20 protein-coding genes are annotated in these 15,558 nt (G+C 54.8%); 7 read left to right on the top strand and 13 right to left on the bottom strand.

What is annotated here, in order from left to right; genetic code table 11:
• Positions 1-165: 165 nt before the first annotated feature.
• The 8 genes from tcyN to HFD92_RS00460 all read right to left on the bottom strand — a co-directional run bounded on the left by tcyN (position 166) and on the right by HFD92_RS00460 (position 7,569).
• Complete coding sequence (gene tcyN, locus HFD92_RS00495) at positions 166-918, bottom strand: L-cystine ABC transporter ATP-binding protein TcyN (RefSeq protein ID WP_009089631.1); 753 nt, start codon at positions 916-918, stop codon at positions 166-168.
• Positions 915-1,583 carry a cystine ABC transporter permease gene (gene tcyL, locus HFD92_RS00490; protein ID WP_111208685.1) on the bottom strand — a complete coding sequence of 223 codons (669 nt, stop codon included), beginning with the start codon at positions 1,581-1,583 and terminating at the stop codon, positions 915-917. The genes tcyN and tcyL overlap by 4 nt, the downstream gene beginning before the upstream one ends.
• A complete protein-coding gene (tcyJ, locus tag HFD92_RS00485) occupies positions 1,583-2,383 on the bottom strand; it encodes a cystine ABC transporter substrate-binding protein (protein WP_009089627.1) in 801 nt (266 codons plus the stop codon). Before tcyJ ends, tcyL begins: the two co-directional genes overlap by 1 nt.
• A 113-nt stretch (positions 2,384-2,496) precedes the next feature.
• On the bottom strand, positions 2,497-3,483 hold the full coding sequence (locus HFD92_RS00480) for a D-cysteine desulfhydrase (RefSeq protein ID WP_111208686.1): 987 nt from the start codon (positions 3,481-3,483) through the stop codon (positions 2,497-2,499).
• Positions 3,484-3,675: 192 nt separating this feature from the next.
• A complete protein-coding gene (gene fliZ, locus HFD92_RS00475) occupies positions 3,676-4,179 on the bottom strand; it encodes a flagella biosynthesis regulatory protein FliZ (protein WP_009089624.1) in 504 nt (167 codons plus the stop codon).
• A gap of 50 nt (positions 4,180-4,229) precedes the next feature.
• Positions 4,230-4,952: an RNA polymerase sigma factor FliA gene (locus tag HFD92_RS00470; RefSeq protein WP_058958307.1), complete on the bottom strand. Its 723-nt coding sequence runs from the start codon at positions 4,950-4,952 to the stop codon at positions 4,230-4,232.
• A 144-nt stretch (positions 4,953-5,096) separates the two neighbouring features.
• Complete coding sequence (locus HFD92_RS00465) at positions 5,097-6,065, bottom strand: HNH endonuclease signature motif containing protein (RefSeq protein ID WP_009089620.1); 969 nt, start codon at positions 6,063-6,065, stop codon at positions 5,097-5,099.
• Between the two features lie 220 nt (positions 6,066-6,285).
• Positions 6,286-7,569: a FliC/FljB family flagellin gene (locus HFD92_RS00460; RefSeq protein ID WP_111208687.1), complete on the bottom strand. Its 1,284-nt coding sequence runs from the start codon at positions 7,567-7,569 to the stop codon at positions 6,286-6,288.
• Between the two features lie 337 nt (positions 7,570-7,906).
• Between HFD92_RS00460 and fliD the strand changes: the two genes are divergently transcribed.
• The 4 genes from fliD to amyA all read left to right on the top strand — a co-directional run bounded on the left by fliD (position 7,907) and on the right by amyA (position 11,691).
• Positions 7,907-9,325: a flagellar filament capping protein FliD gene (fliD, locus tag HFD92_RS00455; RefSeq protein ID WP_111208688.1), complete on the top strand. Its 1,419-nt coding sequence runs from the start codon at positions 7,907-7,909 to the stop codon at positions 9,323-9,325.
• An 8-nt stretch (positions 9,326-9,333) separates the two neighbouring features.
• Positions 9,334-9,741: a flagellar export chaperone FliS gene (fliS, locus tag HFD92_RS00450; RefSeq protein WP_009089611.1), complete on the top strand. Its 408-nt coding sequence runs from the start codon at positions 9,334-9,336 to the stop codon at positions 9,739-9,741.
• The gene (fliT, locus tag HFD92_RS00445; protein ID WP_009089609.1) at positions 9,741-10,106 is read left to right on the top strand and encodes a flagella biosynthesis regulatory protein FliT; all 366 of its coding nucleotides are present in this window, start codon (positions 9,741-9,743) and stop codon (positions 10,104-10,106) included. Before fliS ends, fliT begins: the two co-directional genes overlap by 1 nt.
• A gap of 103 nt (positions 10,107-10,209) precedes the next feature.
• On the top strand, positions 10,210-11,691 hold the full coding sequence (amyA, locus tag HFD92_RS00440) for an alpha-amylase (RefSeq protein WP_111208689.1): 1,482 nt from the start codon (positions 10,210-10,212) through the stop codon (positions 11,689-11,691).
• An 83-nt stretch (positions 11,692-11,774) separates the two neighbouring features.
• Here the strand turns inward: amyA and yedD are convergent, their stop codons facing one another.
• The gene (yedD, locus tag HFD92_RS00435; protein ID WP_058958303.1) at positions 11,775-12,248 is read right to left on the bottom strand and encodes a lipoprotein YedD; all 474 of its coding nucleotides are present in this window, start codon (positions 12,246-12,248) and stop codon (positions 11,775-11,777) included.
• A 252-nt stretch (positions 12,249-12,500) separates the two neighbouring features.
• Here yedD and HFD92_RS00430 point away from each other — a divergent pair, with 252 nt between their 5' ends.
• Entirely contained in the window at positions 12,501-12,824 is a 324-nt protein-coding gene (locus HFD92_RS00430; RefSeq protein WP_009089604.1) for a DUF6388 family protein, read from the top strand.
• A gap of 69 nt (positions 12,825-12,893) precedes the next feature.
• Here HFD92_RS00430 and iraP read toward each other — a convergent pair whose 3' ends face one another.
• The gene (iraP, locus tag HFD92_RS00425) at positions 12,894-13,181 is read right to left on the bottom strand and encodes an anti-adapter protein IraP (RefSeq protein WP_009089602.1); all 288 of its coding nucleotides are present in this window, start codon (positions 13,179-13,181) and stop codon (positions 12,894-12,896) included.
• A gap of 177 nt (positions 13,182-13,358) precedes the next feature.
• Here iraP and HFD92_RS00420 point away from each other — a divergent pair, with 177 nt between their 5' ends.
• Positions 13,359-13,598, top strand: a complete 240-nt coding sequence (locus HFD92_RS00420; RefSeq protein ID WP_009089600.1) for a DinI-like family protein — start codon at positions 13,359-13,361, stop codon at positions 13,596-13,598.
• A gap of 38 nt (positions 13,599-13,636) precedes the next feature.
• Here the strand turns inward: HFD92_RS00420 and HFD92_RS00415 are convergent, their stop codons facing one another.
• The 3 genes from HFD92_RS00415 to HFD92_RS00405 form a co-directional block, all read right to left on the bottom strand.
• On the bottom strand, positions 13,637-13,903 hold the full coding sequence (locus tag HFD92_RS00415) for a hypothetical protein (protein ID WP_009089598.1): 267 nt from the start codon (positions 13,901-13,903) through the stop codon (positions 13,637-13,639).
• Between the two features lie 158 nt (positions 13,904-14,061).
• Positions 14,062-14,397, bottom strand: coding sequence for a hypothetical protein (locus HFD92_RS00410; protein ID WP_033736205.1), 336 nt, complete (start codon positions 14,395-14,397; stop codon positions 14,062-14,064).
• Complete coding sequence (locus HFD92_RS00405) at positions 14,381-14,767, bottom strand: hypothetical protein (protein ID WP_009089595.1); 387 nt, start codon at positions 14,765-14,767, stop codon at positions 14,381-14,383. The genes HFD92_RS00410 and HFD92_RS00405 overlap by 17 nt, the downstream gene beginning before the upstream one ends.
• Before the next feature lie 136 nt (positions 14,768-14,903).
• Between HFD92_RS00405 and HFD92_RS00400 the strand changes: the two genes are divergently transcribed.
• Positions 14,904-15,536, top strand: a complete 633-nt coding sequence (locus HFD92_RS00400) for a helix-turn-helix domain-containing protein (protein ID WP_111208690.1) — start codon at positions 14,904-14,906, stop codon at positions 15,534-15,536.
• Positions 15,537-15,558 lie beyond the last annotated feature (22 nt).

Genomic DNA, 15,558 nt, shown 5'->3' with positions numbered 1-15,558 from the left:
AGTCAGCCGTTGATGAAAAGAAAAGATTTGTCAGATGTGGCAAAAGGTTTAACCGCTTATCAGCGCATTATGGTACGGCGACCCGAAATAGCATGAGAGCGCGCTATTCCGGATTAAACAGGGAGGAGTAAAAAGCAATGCGGCCTTCCGGAGAAGGCCACTGAATTACTGACTGAGGAACTTGTCGAGGAACTGGCGGGTACGCGGCTGCTGCGGGTTACTGAACAACGCTTTCGCGTCGCCCTGCTCCACAATGCGCCCCTGATCCATAAAGATGGCGCGATCTGCCACGTCGCGGGCAAAGCTCATCTCATGCGTGACGATCACCATAGTGCGTTTCTCTTCGGCCAGTGCGCGAATGGTGCTGAGCACCTCCCCCACCAGCTCCGGATCCAGCGCCGAGGTGGGTTCATCGAACAGGATCACCTCCGGTCGCATCGCCAGCGCACGCGCAATGGCCACACGCTGCTGCTGTCCACCCGACAGACGGCGCGGATAGCTTCCCTCTTTGCCGTGCAGGCCGACCTTCTCCAGCAGCGTGCGGGCGCGGGCGACGGCCTCCGCCTTCGCTTCACCTTTTACGATCACCGGTCCTTCAATAATGTTCTCCAGCACCGAACGGTGGGGAAACAGATTGAAGTTCTGGAAGACAAAACCGACCTGCTGACGCAGACGACGCACCTGCTCTTTCTGTTTGCTCTGCGCCAGCGCGGCATCCACCGTAATCTCGCCGACCCGGATAGTGCCGCTGTCCGGCACTTCCAGCAGGTTAATACTGCGCAGCAGCGTGGTTTTACCTGAGCCGCTGGGGCCGATAATCGCCACCACTTCACCGGCGGCCACATCAAGATCGATGTCGTGCAGCACCGTCTGGCCATTAAATGATTTCACCAGCTTTCTGACTTCGATGGCACTCATTTCGACTCCGAATCCTGACGGTTAACATGCTGTTCCAGACGACTCTGCAACGCAGACAACACCGTGGCCATCACCCAGTAGACCAGCGAAGCCGCCAGGTACATGGTAAAGACTTCCAGTGTCCGCGAGGTGATCAGCTGCGCCTGACGGAACAGCTCCGGCACCTGGATGGTCGCGGCCAGCGAGGTATCTTTTACCAGGCTGATAAAGCTGTTGCCCAGCGGTGGCAGTGCGGTGCGCGCCGCCTGCGGCAGGATAACCCGGCGCAGGGTTTGCCAGCGCGTCATGCCGATACTCGCCGCCGCTTCCCACTGTCCGCGCTCAATCGCAGCGATGGCACCACGCAGGGACTCCGAGGCGTAAGCCGCAGTGTTGAGCGAGAGACCAATCATCGCCGAGGGGATCGGGTCCAGCTCAATGCCAAACTGTGGCAGGCCGTAGTAGATCATAAACAGCTGCGCGATCAGCGGGGTGCCGCGAAAAATCGAGACATAGATCCGCGACAGCACGCGAAACGGCCAGAAGTGAGACAGCCGCATCAGCGCCAGCAGAAAGCCCAGCAGCAGGCCGAAGAACATCCCGCCGATGCTGAGCTGCAGCGTGAACAGCGCGCCCTTTAATAAAAAAGGTGCTGAATCCAGCACCAGTTGAAGGCTTTCCTGCATTATTTCGTCACGTCCGCGCCAAACCATTTCTGAGACAGCTTGCTCAGCGAGCCATCTTTCTGCATATCAGCAATGGCCTGGTCGATCGCTTTCAGCAGATCGTCGTTGCCTTTACGCACGGCAACGCCCGCTTCCTGACGGGAGAAAGCGTCACCCGCTACCGCCATGGTATCGCCGGTTTTCTTCACCAGATCCAGCGCCGCCAGACGGTCAACCAGAATGGCATTCAGACGACCTGAGCGCAGATCCTGATATTTGGTCGGGTCATCATCATAGGTACGCACGTCCACGCCCTTCACGTTCTCACGCAGCCACTGCTCGTAGTTGGTGCCGAGACCCACACCAACCTTTTTACCCGCCAGATCAGCCGGTTTGCTGATGGTGCTGGCGTTAGCCTTCATGGTCAGCGCCTGAATACCGGAGATAGTGTAAGGCGTAGAGAAGTCATACTTCTTCTTACGCTCATCGGAAATGGTCACCTGGTTAATCACCACATCGATGCGCTTTGCGTCGAGGGAAGCCAGCATGCCATCCCATTTGGTCGGTTTCAGACTCGCTTTAACGCCCATGTGCTGTGCCAGCTGCTGCGCAAATTCCACTTCAAAACCGGTCAGCTTGCCCTGCTCATCCTGGAAGCTGAACGGCGGATAGGTGCCTTCCAGACCCACCAGCAGCGTGCCGCGCTCTTTAATCTTGTTCAGCAGATTTTCCGCTGCAAAGGTTTTAACGTTGACGCCGGCAATCAGCGCCACGGCCATAACGCCCATCACCATCTGACGACCTGCACGAGAAAAGGACATATTTACCCCATTTTTGACAGTATTGTGTGTGTGTTTTTATAAGGGCAGCACGGCGAGTCGCTGCCAGTCCAGAATGATAACGCCCGGAGTATAAACTGTTTTATTCGCTTGTCTCAGATCGAAGGATGATAAGCAAATAACGCGGGCGCGCCGCCAGTATGAATAAACAGCAACGGGCCTTCGCGACGGAAGCGGTTCTGACTGATGCCATCAATCAGGCCGGCCATCGCCTTGCCGGTATAGACCGGGTCCAGCAAAATGCCTTCCAGCCTTGCCAGCAGTTTCACCGCCTCCATGCCCTCCTCATTGGGCTCACCATAGCGGGGCGCAAAATACTCATCCCACAGCGTGATCGGGGCCGTTGCCTGCACCTCCAGAGAGGCTGCCAGCGACTGACGCAGCCGCTCAACCAGCGGCAACTGCGCGTCGGTCTGACGTGAAACGGTGACGCCCACCAGCTCGGTTTCCGGCAGCAGCTGCTCCAGGCCAACCGCCAGCCCCGCATGGGTGCCCGCACTGCCTGATGCCACCACGACGGCGGCGAAATCCACAACGCCTTCGCTCTGATGTGCAATCTCCTGGGCGCACTCCACATAGCCTAGCGCACCCAGCGCATTTGAGCCGCCGACCGGAACGATATAAGGACGGAATCCCTGCGCTTCCAGACGTGTAGCCTCTTCAGCCAGCTGTTCGGCGGGATTATGCAGCGCATCTACGGCGATCACCTCCACATCCATCAGATCCAGCAGCAGGCGGTTGCCGTTGCTCAGGTAGTTTTCAGCGTGGGTACCCATCGGGTTTTCCAGCAGTGCCACGCACTTCAGGCCGAGGCGGGCTGCCACGGCCGCTGTCTGGCGCACATGATTGGACTGGATCGCGCCCGCCGTCAGCAGCACATCCGCTCCTTCGCGCAGCGCATCGGCCGCCAGGAATTCGAGTTTTCGCAGCTTGTTGCCGCCCATCGCCACTGGCGTGAAGTCATCACGTTTGATGAAAATATCGCGACCCAGATAGTCGGAGAGGCGTGGCAGGTGTTCTAAAGGTGTCGGGGCGCCCAGCAGTTCAAGACGCGGGAATTGGTGTAACAGATGTAAAGACAATGCTGCCTCCGTTCGGGCATTCAAATTATCCTTACAGTGTTGCAGAAGATGCGCAAAGGATCACTCTGATTCAGGTGACCGTCGATGCGGTGAGGAAGCGGCGCCGTGCTCCCCCCTTCTCCGTTACCCGGCAGGCGGATAACAGAGTAACGTGCCGCAGGCACGCGGGGGAGCCCTCGGTGCAGACCAGGGTTACCCCTGCTGCCAGCCTAAGAATTGATCGTACTTGCGCAGCGCAATGCGGTAATTATTATTTCCGGCATCCGGCAGATCGCTTTCCAGACACTGATGCCAGCTCTCTCCCTTAAGCCTGTCGGCGGGGAAATTTTTGGCTTTGAGCATCTCATCCAGCCGACGCAGCCGCACCACATATTCGCGAATCGTGCTGGGGCTCATTTCTGTCTGTTCAAACAGGTACTGTTTGAACGCCATAATGTCGAAATAATTCGGATGAGTATTGCAAAAAATATCGCTGCAGAAGCGACAGAGCGCGGTCAGCTCTGGCTGAAGTTTCAGCCACAGTTGTTCATCAATCATCTGGTCCATCCGAGCGATGGCCTCTTTATTGATGATCTGACCACGAAAAACGAGCGCCATTCGATCTAATACCTTGCCACAATGCGAACAGTTGCTCTGGCTGTGTTTATAGTCTTTAAGATAACGACTTAACGGTCTGGCCTTGGTCTTGGCTCCCATTACTGAGTCCCCGGTTTCTTATATTTTTGAATCGCCAGGAACTGATACTGCTAGCGCGCTCCCGTAAGCCGGGCCCGCAGGCGTTTAATCGCCTGACTGTGCAGCTGACTGACGCGGGATTCACCCACATCAAGCACCGCGCCAATCTCTTTCAGGTTCAGTTCTTCCTGGTAGTACAGTGTCAGCACCATCTTTTCACGATCGGGTAACGCTTCGATCGCTTCAATGACGCGCTCACGCAGACTCCCTTCAAGCAACTGATGAAGCGGATTAGCCTCCTCATGGCCTTCCGTCACCAGCTCCGCACTGTCGCCGTGCTCTTCCCGATACTCGTCGTAGGAGAAAAGTTGACTGTTGTTGGTGTCCAGCAGGATCTGCCGGTACTCCTCCATGGAAACGTTCAGCTGCTGCGCCACTTCCTGCTCGGAGGCGGAACGCCCCAGCGACTGTTCTACCTTGTGCATCGCTCCGGCCACCTCACGCGCGTTGCGGCGCACGCTGCGCGGTGCCCAGTCCCGACTGCGAAGCTCGTCGAGCATTGCGCCACGAATACGCTGTACGGCGTAGGTGGTAAAGGCTGTTCCCTGTAGCGCGTCATAACGCTCTACGGCATTCAACAGCCCTATCCCCCCGGCCTGCAGCAAATCGTCAAGTTCAACGCTGGCCGGCAGGCGAACCTGCAGACGCAGCGCTTCATGGCGCACCAGCGGCACGTAGCGCTGCCAGAGCGAATGCTTGTCCATCACGCCTTCGGCGGTATAGAAATCGTTCACGTTGACTACCCTGCGTTAATGATGTTATCGGCATGATTATCCAATTCTGTAGCGTTTTCGATTGGAGGAATAGGCGGGGTAAAACGAGGCTATTTCACTTTTGTTACTTCAGAATGCAGATCCTTCTGCACTCTTCAGCGGGGATTATCGACGGGCGCGCAGCCGTTGCCGCGTGGCGGGTGGCACCGCAGCCCACAGGCTGCAAATCCGGCCATCCAGTTCCTGATACCAGGGCGAAATATGTTGTTGTGCATCCTCGCCGGGATGCACGGTGATCTGTCCCGACTCACCATCAATGCTAATCAATCGGTTAATAAACAACCGCTGCAAATCACTGCGTAAAAACAGGCCGTTATCGATGCTGTTGTCCGCCACCAGCCCGTCATCGCTCTCCTGGGTGTCGATATGGCAGGCTTCGACCCAGGGCCAGCTATGCCGTTCGGTCAGCTCTGTGCCGGTCATGACACAGGCACCGTAGCGGGCTTTTACACCGGCGATAAACTCCGCCTGGCTGGCCCGCTGCAGCACCCGCGCCTTGACGCGTCGTCCGACTTCCGTCCCCGGCATCACCGCCGCAGGCACCTTGTGCTCTGGCGTACTCAGCACCACGATAAACTGGATAGTCTGCGACTGCGGAAAACAGGGGTTCGCCTGCGGATTAAAGAGCTGCCAGTAGGCCTCATCCTCATCCTGATGCATCATCACCAGTTTATAGCCGCGACTCTGCAGCAGATTCTGCGCCGTAGCAGATTGCGGATCGATCATGGCAAAAACCTGACTGCTGCCCATCACTTTCCACAGGTTGTCGCGCTTTTCGTTCTCGCTGCGGCGGAAATAGAGGAAAGAGAGATTCTGCTTCAGATAGTGCTCAAAGCGGCGCAGGTAATTCTTGCGCTCGTTATCACTGGAGATAAACAGCAGATCCTCCAGCGGGCTGTTGCTCTCTTCCTGGGCGAAGACCGCGCGTATCTTCAGGGTTCGCAACCCGGTTGAGGGACTCAGCAGTGCACGTGCCGTCAGCTCTTTTTCATCAGGGTATTGCTGGGCATAACGCCGGGCGATCTCTTCAAACGTCAGCCGCTCACCCGGCAGCAGGTCATAGTTGAAGCGCATAGACACTCCACAAAAGTTAACATCGAAAGTTATAGTGTTCTGTGAAGAGTTATCGGCAAGCGTGGCGGGAACTGTAACGGGCGGGGGAAGTTGTGGGGTAATAAAGTACCGGCAGAGGCGACTTCAGGCTCAGTGCATTCTCCGGCTTTCAGCCCGGCGCAGGAGAAAAAGATCAAAAAAAACCCTGCCGAAGCAGGGTTTTGAATTTTGACAGAAGCGATTAGCCCTGCAGCAGAGACAGAACCTGCTGTGGAACCTGGTTCGCTTTGCCCAGCACGGAGTTACCAGCCTGCTGAACGATCTGCGCTTTAGACATGTTTGACACTTCAGTCGCGTAGTCAGCATCCTGAATGCGAGACTGTGCTGCAGACAGGTTGGTGGTGGTGTTGTTCAGGTTAGTGACCGCTGAGTTCAGACGGTTCTGTACCGCACCCAAGCTTGAACGGAAGTTATCAACAGATGCGATAGCTTTGTCCAGCAGTGCCAGTGGGTTAGCAGTCGCTGAACCTTTGTGAGCGTTAGCGTTAGCTGCGTCAGCGATGTCGCCGATGTTGCTTGCAACACCAGTAGTACCACCTGCGCTACCATTGACAATTGCGCCTGCTGCGGTGTTGTAGTCTTTGCCCTGAACAGTCACATAACCCTGAGCTGCGCCAGTTGAATCTGCACCAACTTTAACGAACTGACCAGACATGGTACCAGCAGTCACGCCGTTAGCTGAGTCGGTGTAAGAGACGTCAGTGGTGTTCAGTGAAACGTTACCTGTCGCGTCATCAACAGAAACGGCGTAGTTGTCGTTGCCAGAAGAAACAACGTAAGTTGCAGTGGCTGCGCCAGCTGAAGTCTGTACGTTTCTCAGTGACAGTGAGCTTGCATCTACTTTCAGAGCAGTGGCAACAGCTGACAGGTTAACATCTTTCAGTGAACCGCTTGCGCCAACCTGAGTGATTGCATCGCTGGTTTTCAGTGCGTTTTTAGAGACGCCGAAACCTGACAGACCCAGAGTTGAAGAGTCGATTTTCTTCAGGTCGATGTCGATAGTCTGACCGTCGTTAGAACCAACCTGGATAGACATTTTGCCGTCTTTAGCCAGTACGTTCACGCCGTTGAACTGAGTCTGACCAGAAACGCGGTCAATCTCGTCCAGACGGGATTTGATTTCGTCCTGGATTGAAGAGAGGTCAGAATCAGAGTTAGTGCCGTTCTGAGCCTGTACGGTCAGTTCACGAACACGCTGTAAGTTGTTGTTGATTTCTGACAGCGCGCCTTCAGTAGTCTGCGCAGCAGAGATACCGTCGTTGGCGTTACGGGCAGCCTGAGTCAGACCTTTGATGTTAGAGGTGAAACGGTTGGCAATCGCCTGACCAGCAGCGTCATCTTTCGCGCTGTTGATACGTAAACCAGAAGACAGACGCTCCATTGAAGTAGACAGAGCTGACTGGTTCTTGTTGATGTTGTTCTGAGTGATCAGCGAGAGGCTGTTGGTGTTAATGACTTGGGCCATGATAAATTTTCCTGTTAATCAAGTCTTTCGGTTAAGGTGTGGGCTTCAACCCGCCGGCTTCAGCGCCGTCAAAGTTGTTATCGTCTGTCGTCAAACAACCTTTAGAATTTTTTTAGTACCAGGCGAAATTTTTTGCTTCTGCCTGTCACGTTTGAGGTTATCGCCACCCTTTCCGACTTCTTTAGGCCTGATTCATTAATTTTCTAGCCGCTGAATTACCCTTCTCTATAGTCCTTATTTAACTCATTACCCTAAGGCAAATACCTTTAAACTTTCCGCATTCAAGGCCGATAACCCAGCTATTCACTTTCCCTGTCGACCTTATAAAGGAAGAACTATGGCTAGTTTTAGCAATCTCGGTGTGGGTTCCGGCCTGCCACTCAGTACCATGCTTGATAACCTGCAGACCGCTGAAAAAGCGGCGCTCAAACCGATTTCAACACAGCAGTCTGCTTATACTGCCAAGCTCAGTGCCTACGCTACCATGAAGAGCGCATTGACGACCTTCCAGACTGCCAACACCAAGCTGAACAGTGCCGACCTGTTTACCGCGACCACCGCGACCAGCAGCTCAACGGCATTCAGCGCCACGACCTCTGGCAGCACCGTGGCGGGTAAATACTCCATCAGTGTTACCCAGCTGGCGCAGGCGCAGGTGCTGACATCAGCAGTGCAGAGCAGCAACACCGCCGCACTGGGCGACAGCTCCGCATCCAGCCGCAGCATTGCTATCACCTTAAAAGATGGCACCAGCAAAAGCGTGACGCTGAGCAGCGATCAGACTTCGCTGACCGGCATGCGTGACGCGATTAACGGCGCAGATGCCGGCGTCACCGCGACAATTATCAAGGTGTCAGATGGCAGTTTCCGCCTCTCCATGAGCGCCAACAAAACCGGCAGCGACAATGCGGTGACGAAGATTGCCGTGACCGGTGATGACACCCTGCAGGGGATCGTGGGCTATGATGCCTCCGCCAGCAGCAATGCGATGACGCAAAGCGTCCCGGCGCAGAATGCCCAGCTGACCGTTAACAACGTTGCAATTGAGAACAGCAGCAACCAGATCAGCGATGCGCTGGAAGGGATTACCCTGAATCTTACCGCGCAGACCACTGGCGCCCAGACGCTGACTATCGCCAAGGATACGTCCAAAGCCTCCAGTGCCATCAGCAGCTGGGTTGATGCCTACAATACGTTGCTGGATCAGTTCAATACCCTGACCAAATACACCCAGGTGGATACCAACACCGATTCGCAGGACTCCAGTAATGGCGCCCTGCTGGGTGACAGTACCCTGCGGACCATTGAGACCCAGCTGAAAAGCATGCTGACCAATGCGCAGAGCACATCTGCCTATAAATCTCTGGGGCAGATTGGCATTACCACCGATCCTCAAACCGGCTCTCTGGTCATTGACTCCACCAAGGTGAGTGCCGCATTGGATAAAGACGCTGCAGGCGTCAAAGAGATGATTGTGGGTGACGGTAAGACCACCGGCATTACCACCAAAATTGCGACTAGCGTTACCGGATGGCTCTCATCCACAGGAATCGTTCAGTCTGCTACAGATGGCGTGAGTAAAACGCTGAAAAACCTGACCGCCCTTTACAACACCACCAGCGACCGCATCGACGCGGATATCGCACGCTATAAAACGCAGTTTACTCAGCTGGATCTGGCTATCAGTAAACTTAACTCAACCAGTTCTTATCTGACGCAGCAGTTCGATACGTCAAGTTCTTCTGATAAATCATAGGAGTGACCATGTACACCGCTACAGGCACCAAAGCCTATGCAAAAATTGGCGTCGAAAGCGCCGTGATGAGCGCCAGCCAGCAGCAGCTGGTCGTGATGCTGTTCGACGGCGCACTGAGCGCGCTGATCCGCGCCCGTCTGTTTATGCAGGATGGCAATATTGAAGGTAAAGGCACCTCAATTTCTAAAGCTATCAATATTATCGAAGCTGGCCTGAAAGAGGGGCTTGCTGAAAACAGTGGTGACGAACTGGCAGATAACCTGCTGGATCTTTACAACTACATGACGCGTCGCCTACTGCAGGCCAACCTGCACAACGATGTTGAAGCGGTCGGGGAGGTCGAAGGCCTGCTGCGCAACATCGCGGACGCGTGGAAAGAAGTGGTTCAATCTAACCTGATTCAGGACGCCGTTTAATGACTACTGCACCGCATCTGATTGCCGTTTACCAACAGTTACTCGATCTCAGCCAGGGTATGCTGCGTCACGCAGCACAGGGCGAATGGGATGAATTGATCAGCAGGGAGATGGAGTATGTCAGCGCGGTGCAGAATTTAGCCCAGTCGACAGATAAGGCCTCGCCGTCGGCGCAGACGCAGGAGCAGCTGCGCCCGGTGTTGCGGCATATCCTGGATAACGAAAGTGAAGTGAAACGTCTGCTGCAGGCGCGGATGGATGAGCTGGCCGCGCTGGTGGGTCAGAGCAGCCGCCAGAAATCTGTCATGTCCGCCTATGGTAACCAGGGCGGTGTGGTGATGGTGCCCCGCGAAACCCTCTCCTGATCCCCTGCTCTGCCACGCCGCCAGATTTATTTTTCTGCGCGGCGTCTCTTTTCTGCCGCTTACTCCATACTTGATTTTCATCATCCCCCCTGGAGAGCGGTACATGCAAAACCCAACGTTATTACAGTTTTTCCATTGGTATTACCCGGATGGCAGCAAACTGTGGCCTGAAGTCGCCGATCGCGCGGCGTGGCTCAGCGAAACTGGCATTACGATGGCGTGGTTACCACCGTGTTACAAAGGGGGTTCGGGTGGTTATTCTGTCGGTTACGACAGCTATGATCTTTTTGACCTTGGGGAATTCGATCAGAAAGGCGGGGTTGCCACCAAATATGGCGACAAACAGCAATTACTGGCCGCTACAGAGGCGCTGCGCAGCCATAACATCGGGGTGCTGCTCGATGTGGTGGTGAACCACAAAATGGCCGCGGACGAGAAAGAGGCGATCAGCGTTAACCGCGTCAATCCGGATAACCGCGATGAAATTGACGATGAGGTCGTCGAGTGTGAAGCCTGGACGAAATTCACCTTTCCGGCGCGCGCCGGGGAGTATTCGAAATTCATCTGGGATCACAAATGTTTCAGCGGCGTAGACCACATCGAAAATCCGGACGAAAACGGTGTGTTTAAAATCATCAACGATTACACCGCGGAAGGCTGGAACGACCAGGTGGATAACGAACTGGGTAATTTCGATTATCTGATGGGGGCCAACATCGATTTCCGCAACAATGCGGTCAGAGAGGAGCTGAAATACTGGGCGCGCTGGGTGATGGAACAGGTTCCCTGCACCGGTTTCCGCCTGGATGCGGTAAAACATATCCCGGCGTGGTTCTACAAGGAGTGGATCGACCATATTCAGGAGGTGGCTGAAGAGCCGATGTTTATCGTCGCTGAATACTGGTCGTTTGAAACGGAGAAGCTGCAGGAGTATGTGCATCAGGTGGAAGGCAAAACCATGCTGTTTGATGCCCCGCTGCATATGAACTTCCATCAGGCGTCAACCGCAGGCAGTGCCTACGATATGAGCCAGATTTTTGCCAATTCTCTGGTGGTCGCTGACCCGTGGCACGCCGTGACTATCGTGGCGAACCACGATACTCAGCCGCTGCAGTCACTTGAGGCGCCGGTTGAAGCCTGGTTCAAACCGCTGGCCTATGCCCTGATCCTGCTGCGTGAACAGGGCGTGCCAACCGTTTTCTATCCTGACCTGTTCGGCGCGACGTACGAAGATGAGGGTGGCGACGGTGAAACGCACAAGATTGAGATGCCGGTGATCCCGGAACTCGAAGGCCTGATCAGGGCGCGGCAGCAGTATGGCTGGGGTGTTCAGACCGACTACTTTGATCATCCCAACTGTGTCGCCTTCAGCCGCAGCGGCACGGAAACCCAGCCGGGTTGCGTGGTGATTATGTCAAACGGTGATGCGGGTGAGAAAAGCGTGCCCATGGGTGAAGGCTTTGCCGGTAAGGTGTGGCGCGACTATCTGGGTAACCGTGAAGAGACAATCACCGCCGATGAGCACGGCACCGCAGTGTTTGCCTGCAACGGCGGCAGCGTCAGCGTCTGGGTAGTGGCGGACTGATTTTCTGCTGACCTTAGTATGAAGCCCCGGCAGACAGAGCATCAGGGTGGCTCTGCCCTGCCGGGGCTCTTTTACAGGTGGCGTTATGACTGCGCGTTGTGCTCGGTAATCGATGTACGCAGCAACTGGGGTTCGATATTCTGGATCACCGTGGCTTTAGGTTGCTTTGCCATCTCCTCCAGCGCCTGCTGACACTCAACCGTCGGACGGGCCACTTTTCGCAGCGTCAGGCCATCGTAGCTAAGCTCGCCATTGTCGACATCCAGCGGCATCACACGCAGCTGACGTGTCACATTAACGTAGTCGCCATTCAGTCGGGTCAGCTTGCCTGGCTTGGCGATCACCCGCTGCCACTGACGGCAATCCAGCGTGCTGCCATCCGCATTAATAATGATGCTGCCTGTCGCCTGGCTGCTGATCAGACCGCTCTGCGGTCCGACGGTTTGCCAGTTGCCCTGCAAATCGGCGGGTGCCGGGGTCTGCACCGCATTTTCATAATCGTTGATTTGCGCACAGCCACCCAGTGCCAGCGCCGCAATCAGCATCCACTTTTTCATGTTTAATCCCTAAAATCGCGTTAATGGCGGCTACGTTATAATTTTTTCCCCGCGCTGCGCAAGGTATCTGACGGTTCGGGCTGCTGCTTCACCCGGATTGCAGCCCATTTCTCACCTTATCCGTTACCGGTCATTCCCGGCGCGGCTGTCTGCGGGCGGCCCCCGCCGCGACATTCCGGCGCGACGATGCCTGACAACCGTGAGACAACCCGTTACACTGGCGCGCTGCAACAGACTTTCAGGAACAGAATGATGAAAACCCCAGAAGCCTACTACGCGCAGGCACGCGAGATGTTTTTTACCGCTCACCCGGACTTTCAGGCTGCCCTTGATGAACTGACTGAGAGCGATGCCCGCGCGGCCAATCTCTCACTGCGAGAGCTACGCGAATGGCATGCTGAACGCATCTATGCGGCCTTCCTGCGTCAGAAGAATCTGGATGGCATGATTTTTTCTATCCAGCTCGCTGAGCCGGATAAAGCGGTGGCGGCTGAAGCTATCGAGGCTTATCTCAAATCGCATGCTGCGTCACTGGGGATGAGCTGGGAAGAGTTCTGCATTAAAAACGAGCTCTGATTGAGGCGACCTCTGAAGACGCGTGCCGGTTAATCTTCTTCAGAGGTCAGTTTCACCCTGCCCGCGCGTTCAGGGGGTCCTGCCCTTCACCTCAACATAGCTGGCCACGGCCAGCAGACGATTAATGTGGGTCAGCAGCAGATCAACATCGGACTGCATAAATTCGGCTGACGAGCGGGACGCGGTGACAATCGCATCCTGTACGGTTTCGGTAATGGTCAGGGAGTTATCCTGTTTTGCCTGTACCAGCAGCGCCGCAACCAGCAGCGACTGGGCTTCAATCTGAGCGGTCAGCTCTTTCGCATCCACATCCATTTTCGCCAGCTTAAGCAGAATATCGATTACCAGTTGTCGCATCGCGCAGGCCTCCTGAAGAGTAAGCCGCCATTATGTCGCGATGCGCGCGCATTTTTCCAGCTGAAGATGGCGGCCCGGACGGCATAAAAATTTGCGTCAAAACCGGCGCTCAACCTTGCTACTGTTTTTATTTACAGTATTATAGATCAGCGATTTTGCCCTGAATGGATTGCCATCATGTTTGTTGAATTGATTTATGACAAGCGCAACGTTGCCGGTTTACCGGGTGCTCGCGAGATGATTCTTGAGGAGCTGGAAAAGCGGGTGCATCGGGTCTTTCCTGACATTGAAGTTAAGGTTAAGCCGATGGAGCGTAATGCGATTGACACAGATTTGAGTAAGAACGATAAAGCGACGGTTGCGCGTATCGTGGAAGAGATGTTCGACGAAGCGGAAATGTGGCTGGTGGCCGATTAATCCCTGATCGGCCACCGCATCAGTCAGCGGGAGAGGAATCAGCTCTCCTGCTCACTGTGATTAATTTCAATCTCAATATCCTGAATGGCGGCATCCAGGTCGTCCAGCAGCTTACCCTGTTTGTTGAGCAACGCGTCGATTCGGTCAGCGTTGGTCTTGTCTTTATATTCACCGGCATCAAAGGCTAACCAGTGGCTGGAGAGGGTTTCAGTGTTGGTCTGCGCATAGTGGCGCATCTCTTTCAGCTGCGACGCTACGTCACGCAGATAATCGTTTTTGGTCTTGGTTTCAGTTGAATCGCTCATGCTAATTTTCCTTCTGGTCAGTTTTCCAAAGTGATTAGGCTTTGCGGTTCATCAACCAGCCAATCAGCGGGCCTGCATTTAAGATAGAAAATGTCGCCCGGAGATTTAAACGTAGTCGATAATAGCGAAGCCGCCCTAGGAATAATCGGAAGTTACGACTATTGCCCCGTTTCGGCCGAAGGTAAATCGCCCTCTTTCACCACCTCTTTGACTTTGTTGACCGTTTTATCTGCTGTGCGATCGGGCAGCGCATCAAGCTTATGCTGCAACGCCGCAACCTGATCCGTGAGCAGATCGACTTTGTCCTCACGGCGGGCGGCGATGACCCGGTAATCCGCCCGGATCTCCTCGACCCGTTTATTTGCGGTGTTGCTGACATAGAGAAAAATGATGGTCATCAGGATGCAGATCATCGAACAGCTCAGCAGAATCCCGCCAAGAATCACTTTTCGCCGGTATGTCAGAACGGTCAAAGGACTATTTATCGGTGTCATCACTGCGATCCTCCAGAGTTGAGATAAGCCGATCAATTTCATTACGAAACTTATCGTTCTGATCGGTTTCGGTCATTGCCAGTAAAATACCCACTGCGTTTTTGATTAACCGGAGATCGGTTTCAAGCGTGGCAATACGCCGCAGATTTCTGTCGTGCCGTTCGCGTAACTCATCATTCTCCTCCCGTATCAGCGCATTGCTCTCTTTCAGCAACACCACCTGCTCTTTGTAACTGGTAATAATTTCGCCGCCTGCCCGATTACTGGTCACGATTGAGGCGATACCCGCCAACAACGGTTTCCAGAAAAGTGCTGCGGCGCCCCCACCCAGAACTAACGCACCCATACTGGTAATCAGACTACTTTCCATGCCACACCCCTTTTTCCGGTAAGGTCTCTGGAACTCACGGCATGCTTAACAGCCACCTTTTCCCCCACGAATTTAAGATTGCTTAAATACCAGGTTTAAGTATACTTAAGTCACTCTTAACCAAAAAGTCAAGCAGATGAAAAACGAAACCCTGGGTGATCGCATCCGACTCCGACGCAAGTCACTGCAGTTAACGCAGAAGCAGCTGGCGCAGCAGGTAAACGTGTCCCATGTGGCCGTTTCGCAATGGGAAAAAGAGGAGACCCTGCCGCGTGGCGAAAACCTGCTTCGGCTCTCTGAAGCACTGGGCTGCGCACCGGCCTTTCTGATAGAGGGTGATGGTCCTGTTTTCAGCGAAAGCGCCTGGGCCGGGCTGCACCAGATTCCTTTGCTGGCGCAGCGCGATGTGGCGCAATGGCTGAGTGATGCCGGTTCTGTCCGGCAGGATCGTCTGATGCATAACGATATGGCGCTGTCTCAGCAGAGTTTTGCCTTTCGGGTAGAGGATCAGTCGATGGCACCGGCGATTCTGCGCGATGATGTGGTGATTATCGATCCCAGCCTGTCACCGCAGCCTGGCGACAGCGTGCTGGCGCTACAGCAACAGGTCGCCCTGCTGCGAACCTGGCGTCAGCGAGGCAGTGAAGAGGGTGTCACGCAGTTTGAACTCGCACCGGTCAATATCAATTTCCCTGAGCTGCACTCCCGGCGCGATAACCTGAAGCTGATTGGTACACTGGTCGAACTGCGCCGCTTTCGTCAGCCATAAAAAAACCCGCCGGGTGCGGGTT

This window comes from Pantoea sp. EKM101V, from assembly GCF_011800325.1.
In the GTDB taxonomy this organism is placed as follows: Bacteria; Pseudomonadota; Gammaproteobacteria; order Enterobacterales; family Enterobacteriaceae; genus Pantoea; species Pantoea anthophila.
Note: the sequence above shows the minus strand (reverse complement) of the source record. Positions and strands in the feature narration are given on the sequence as shown.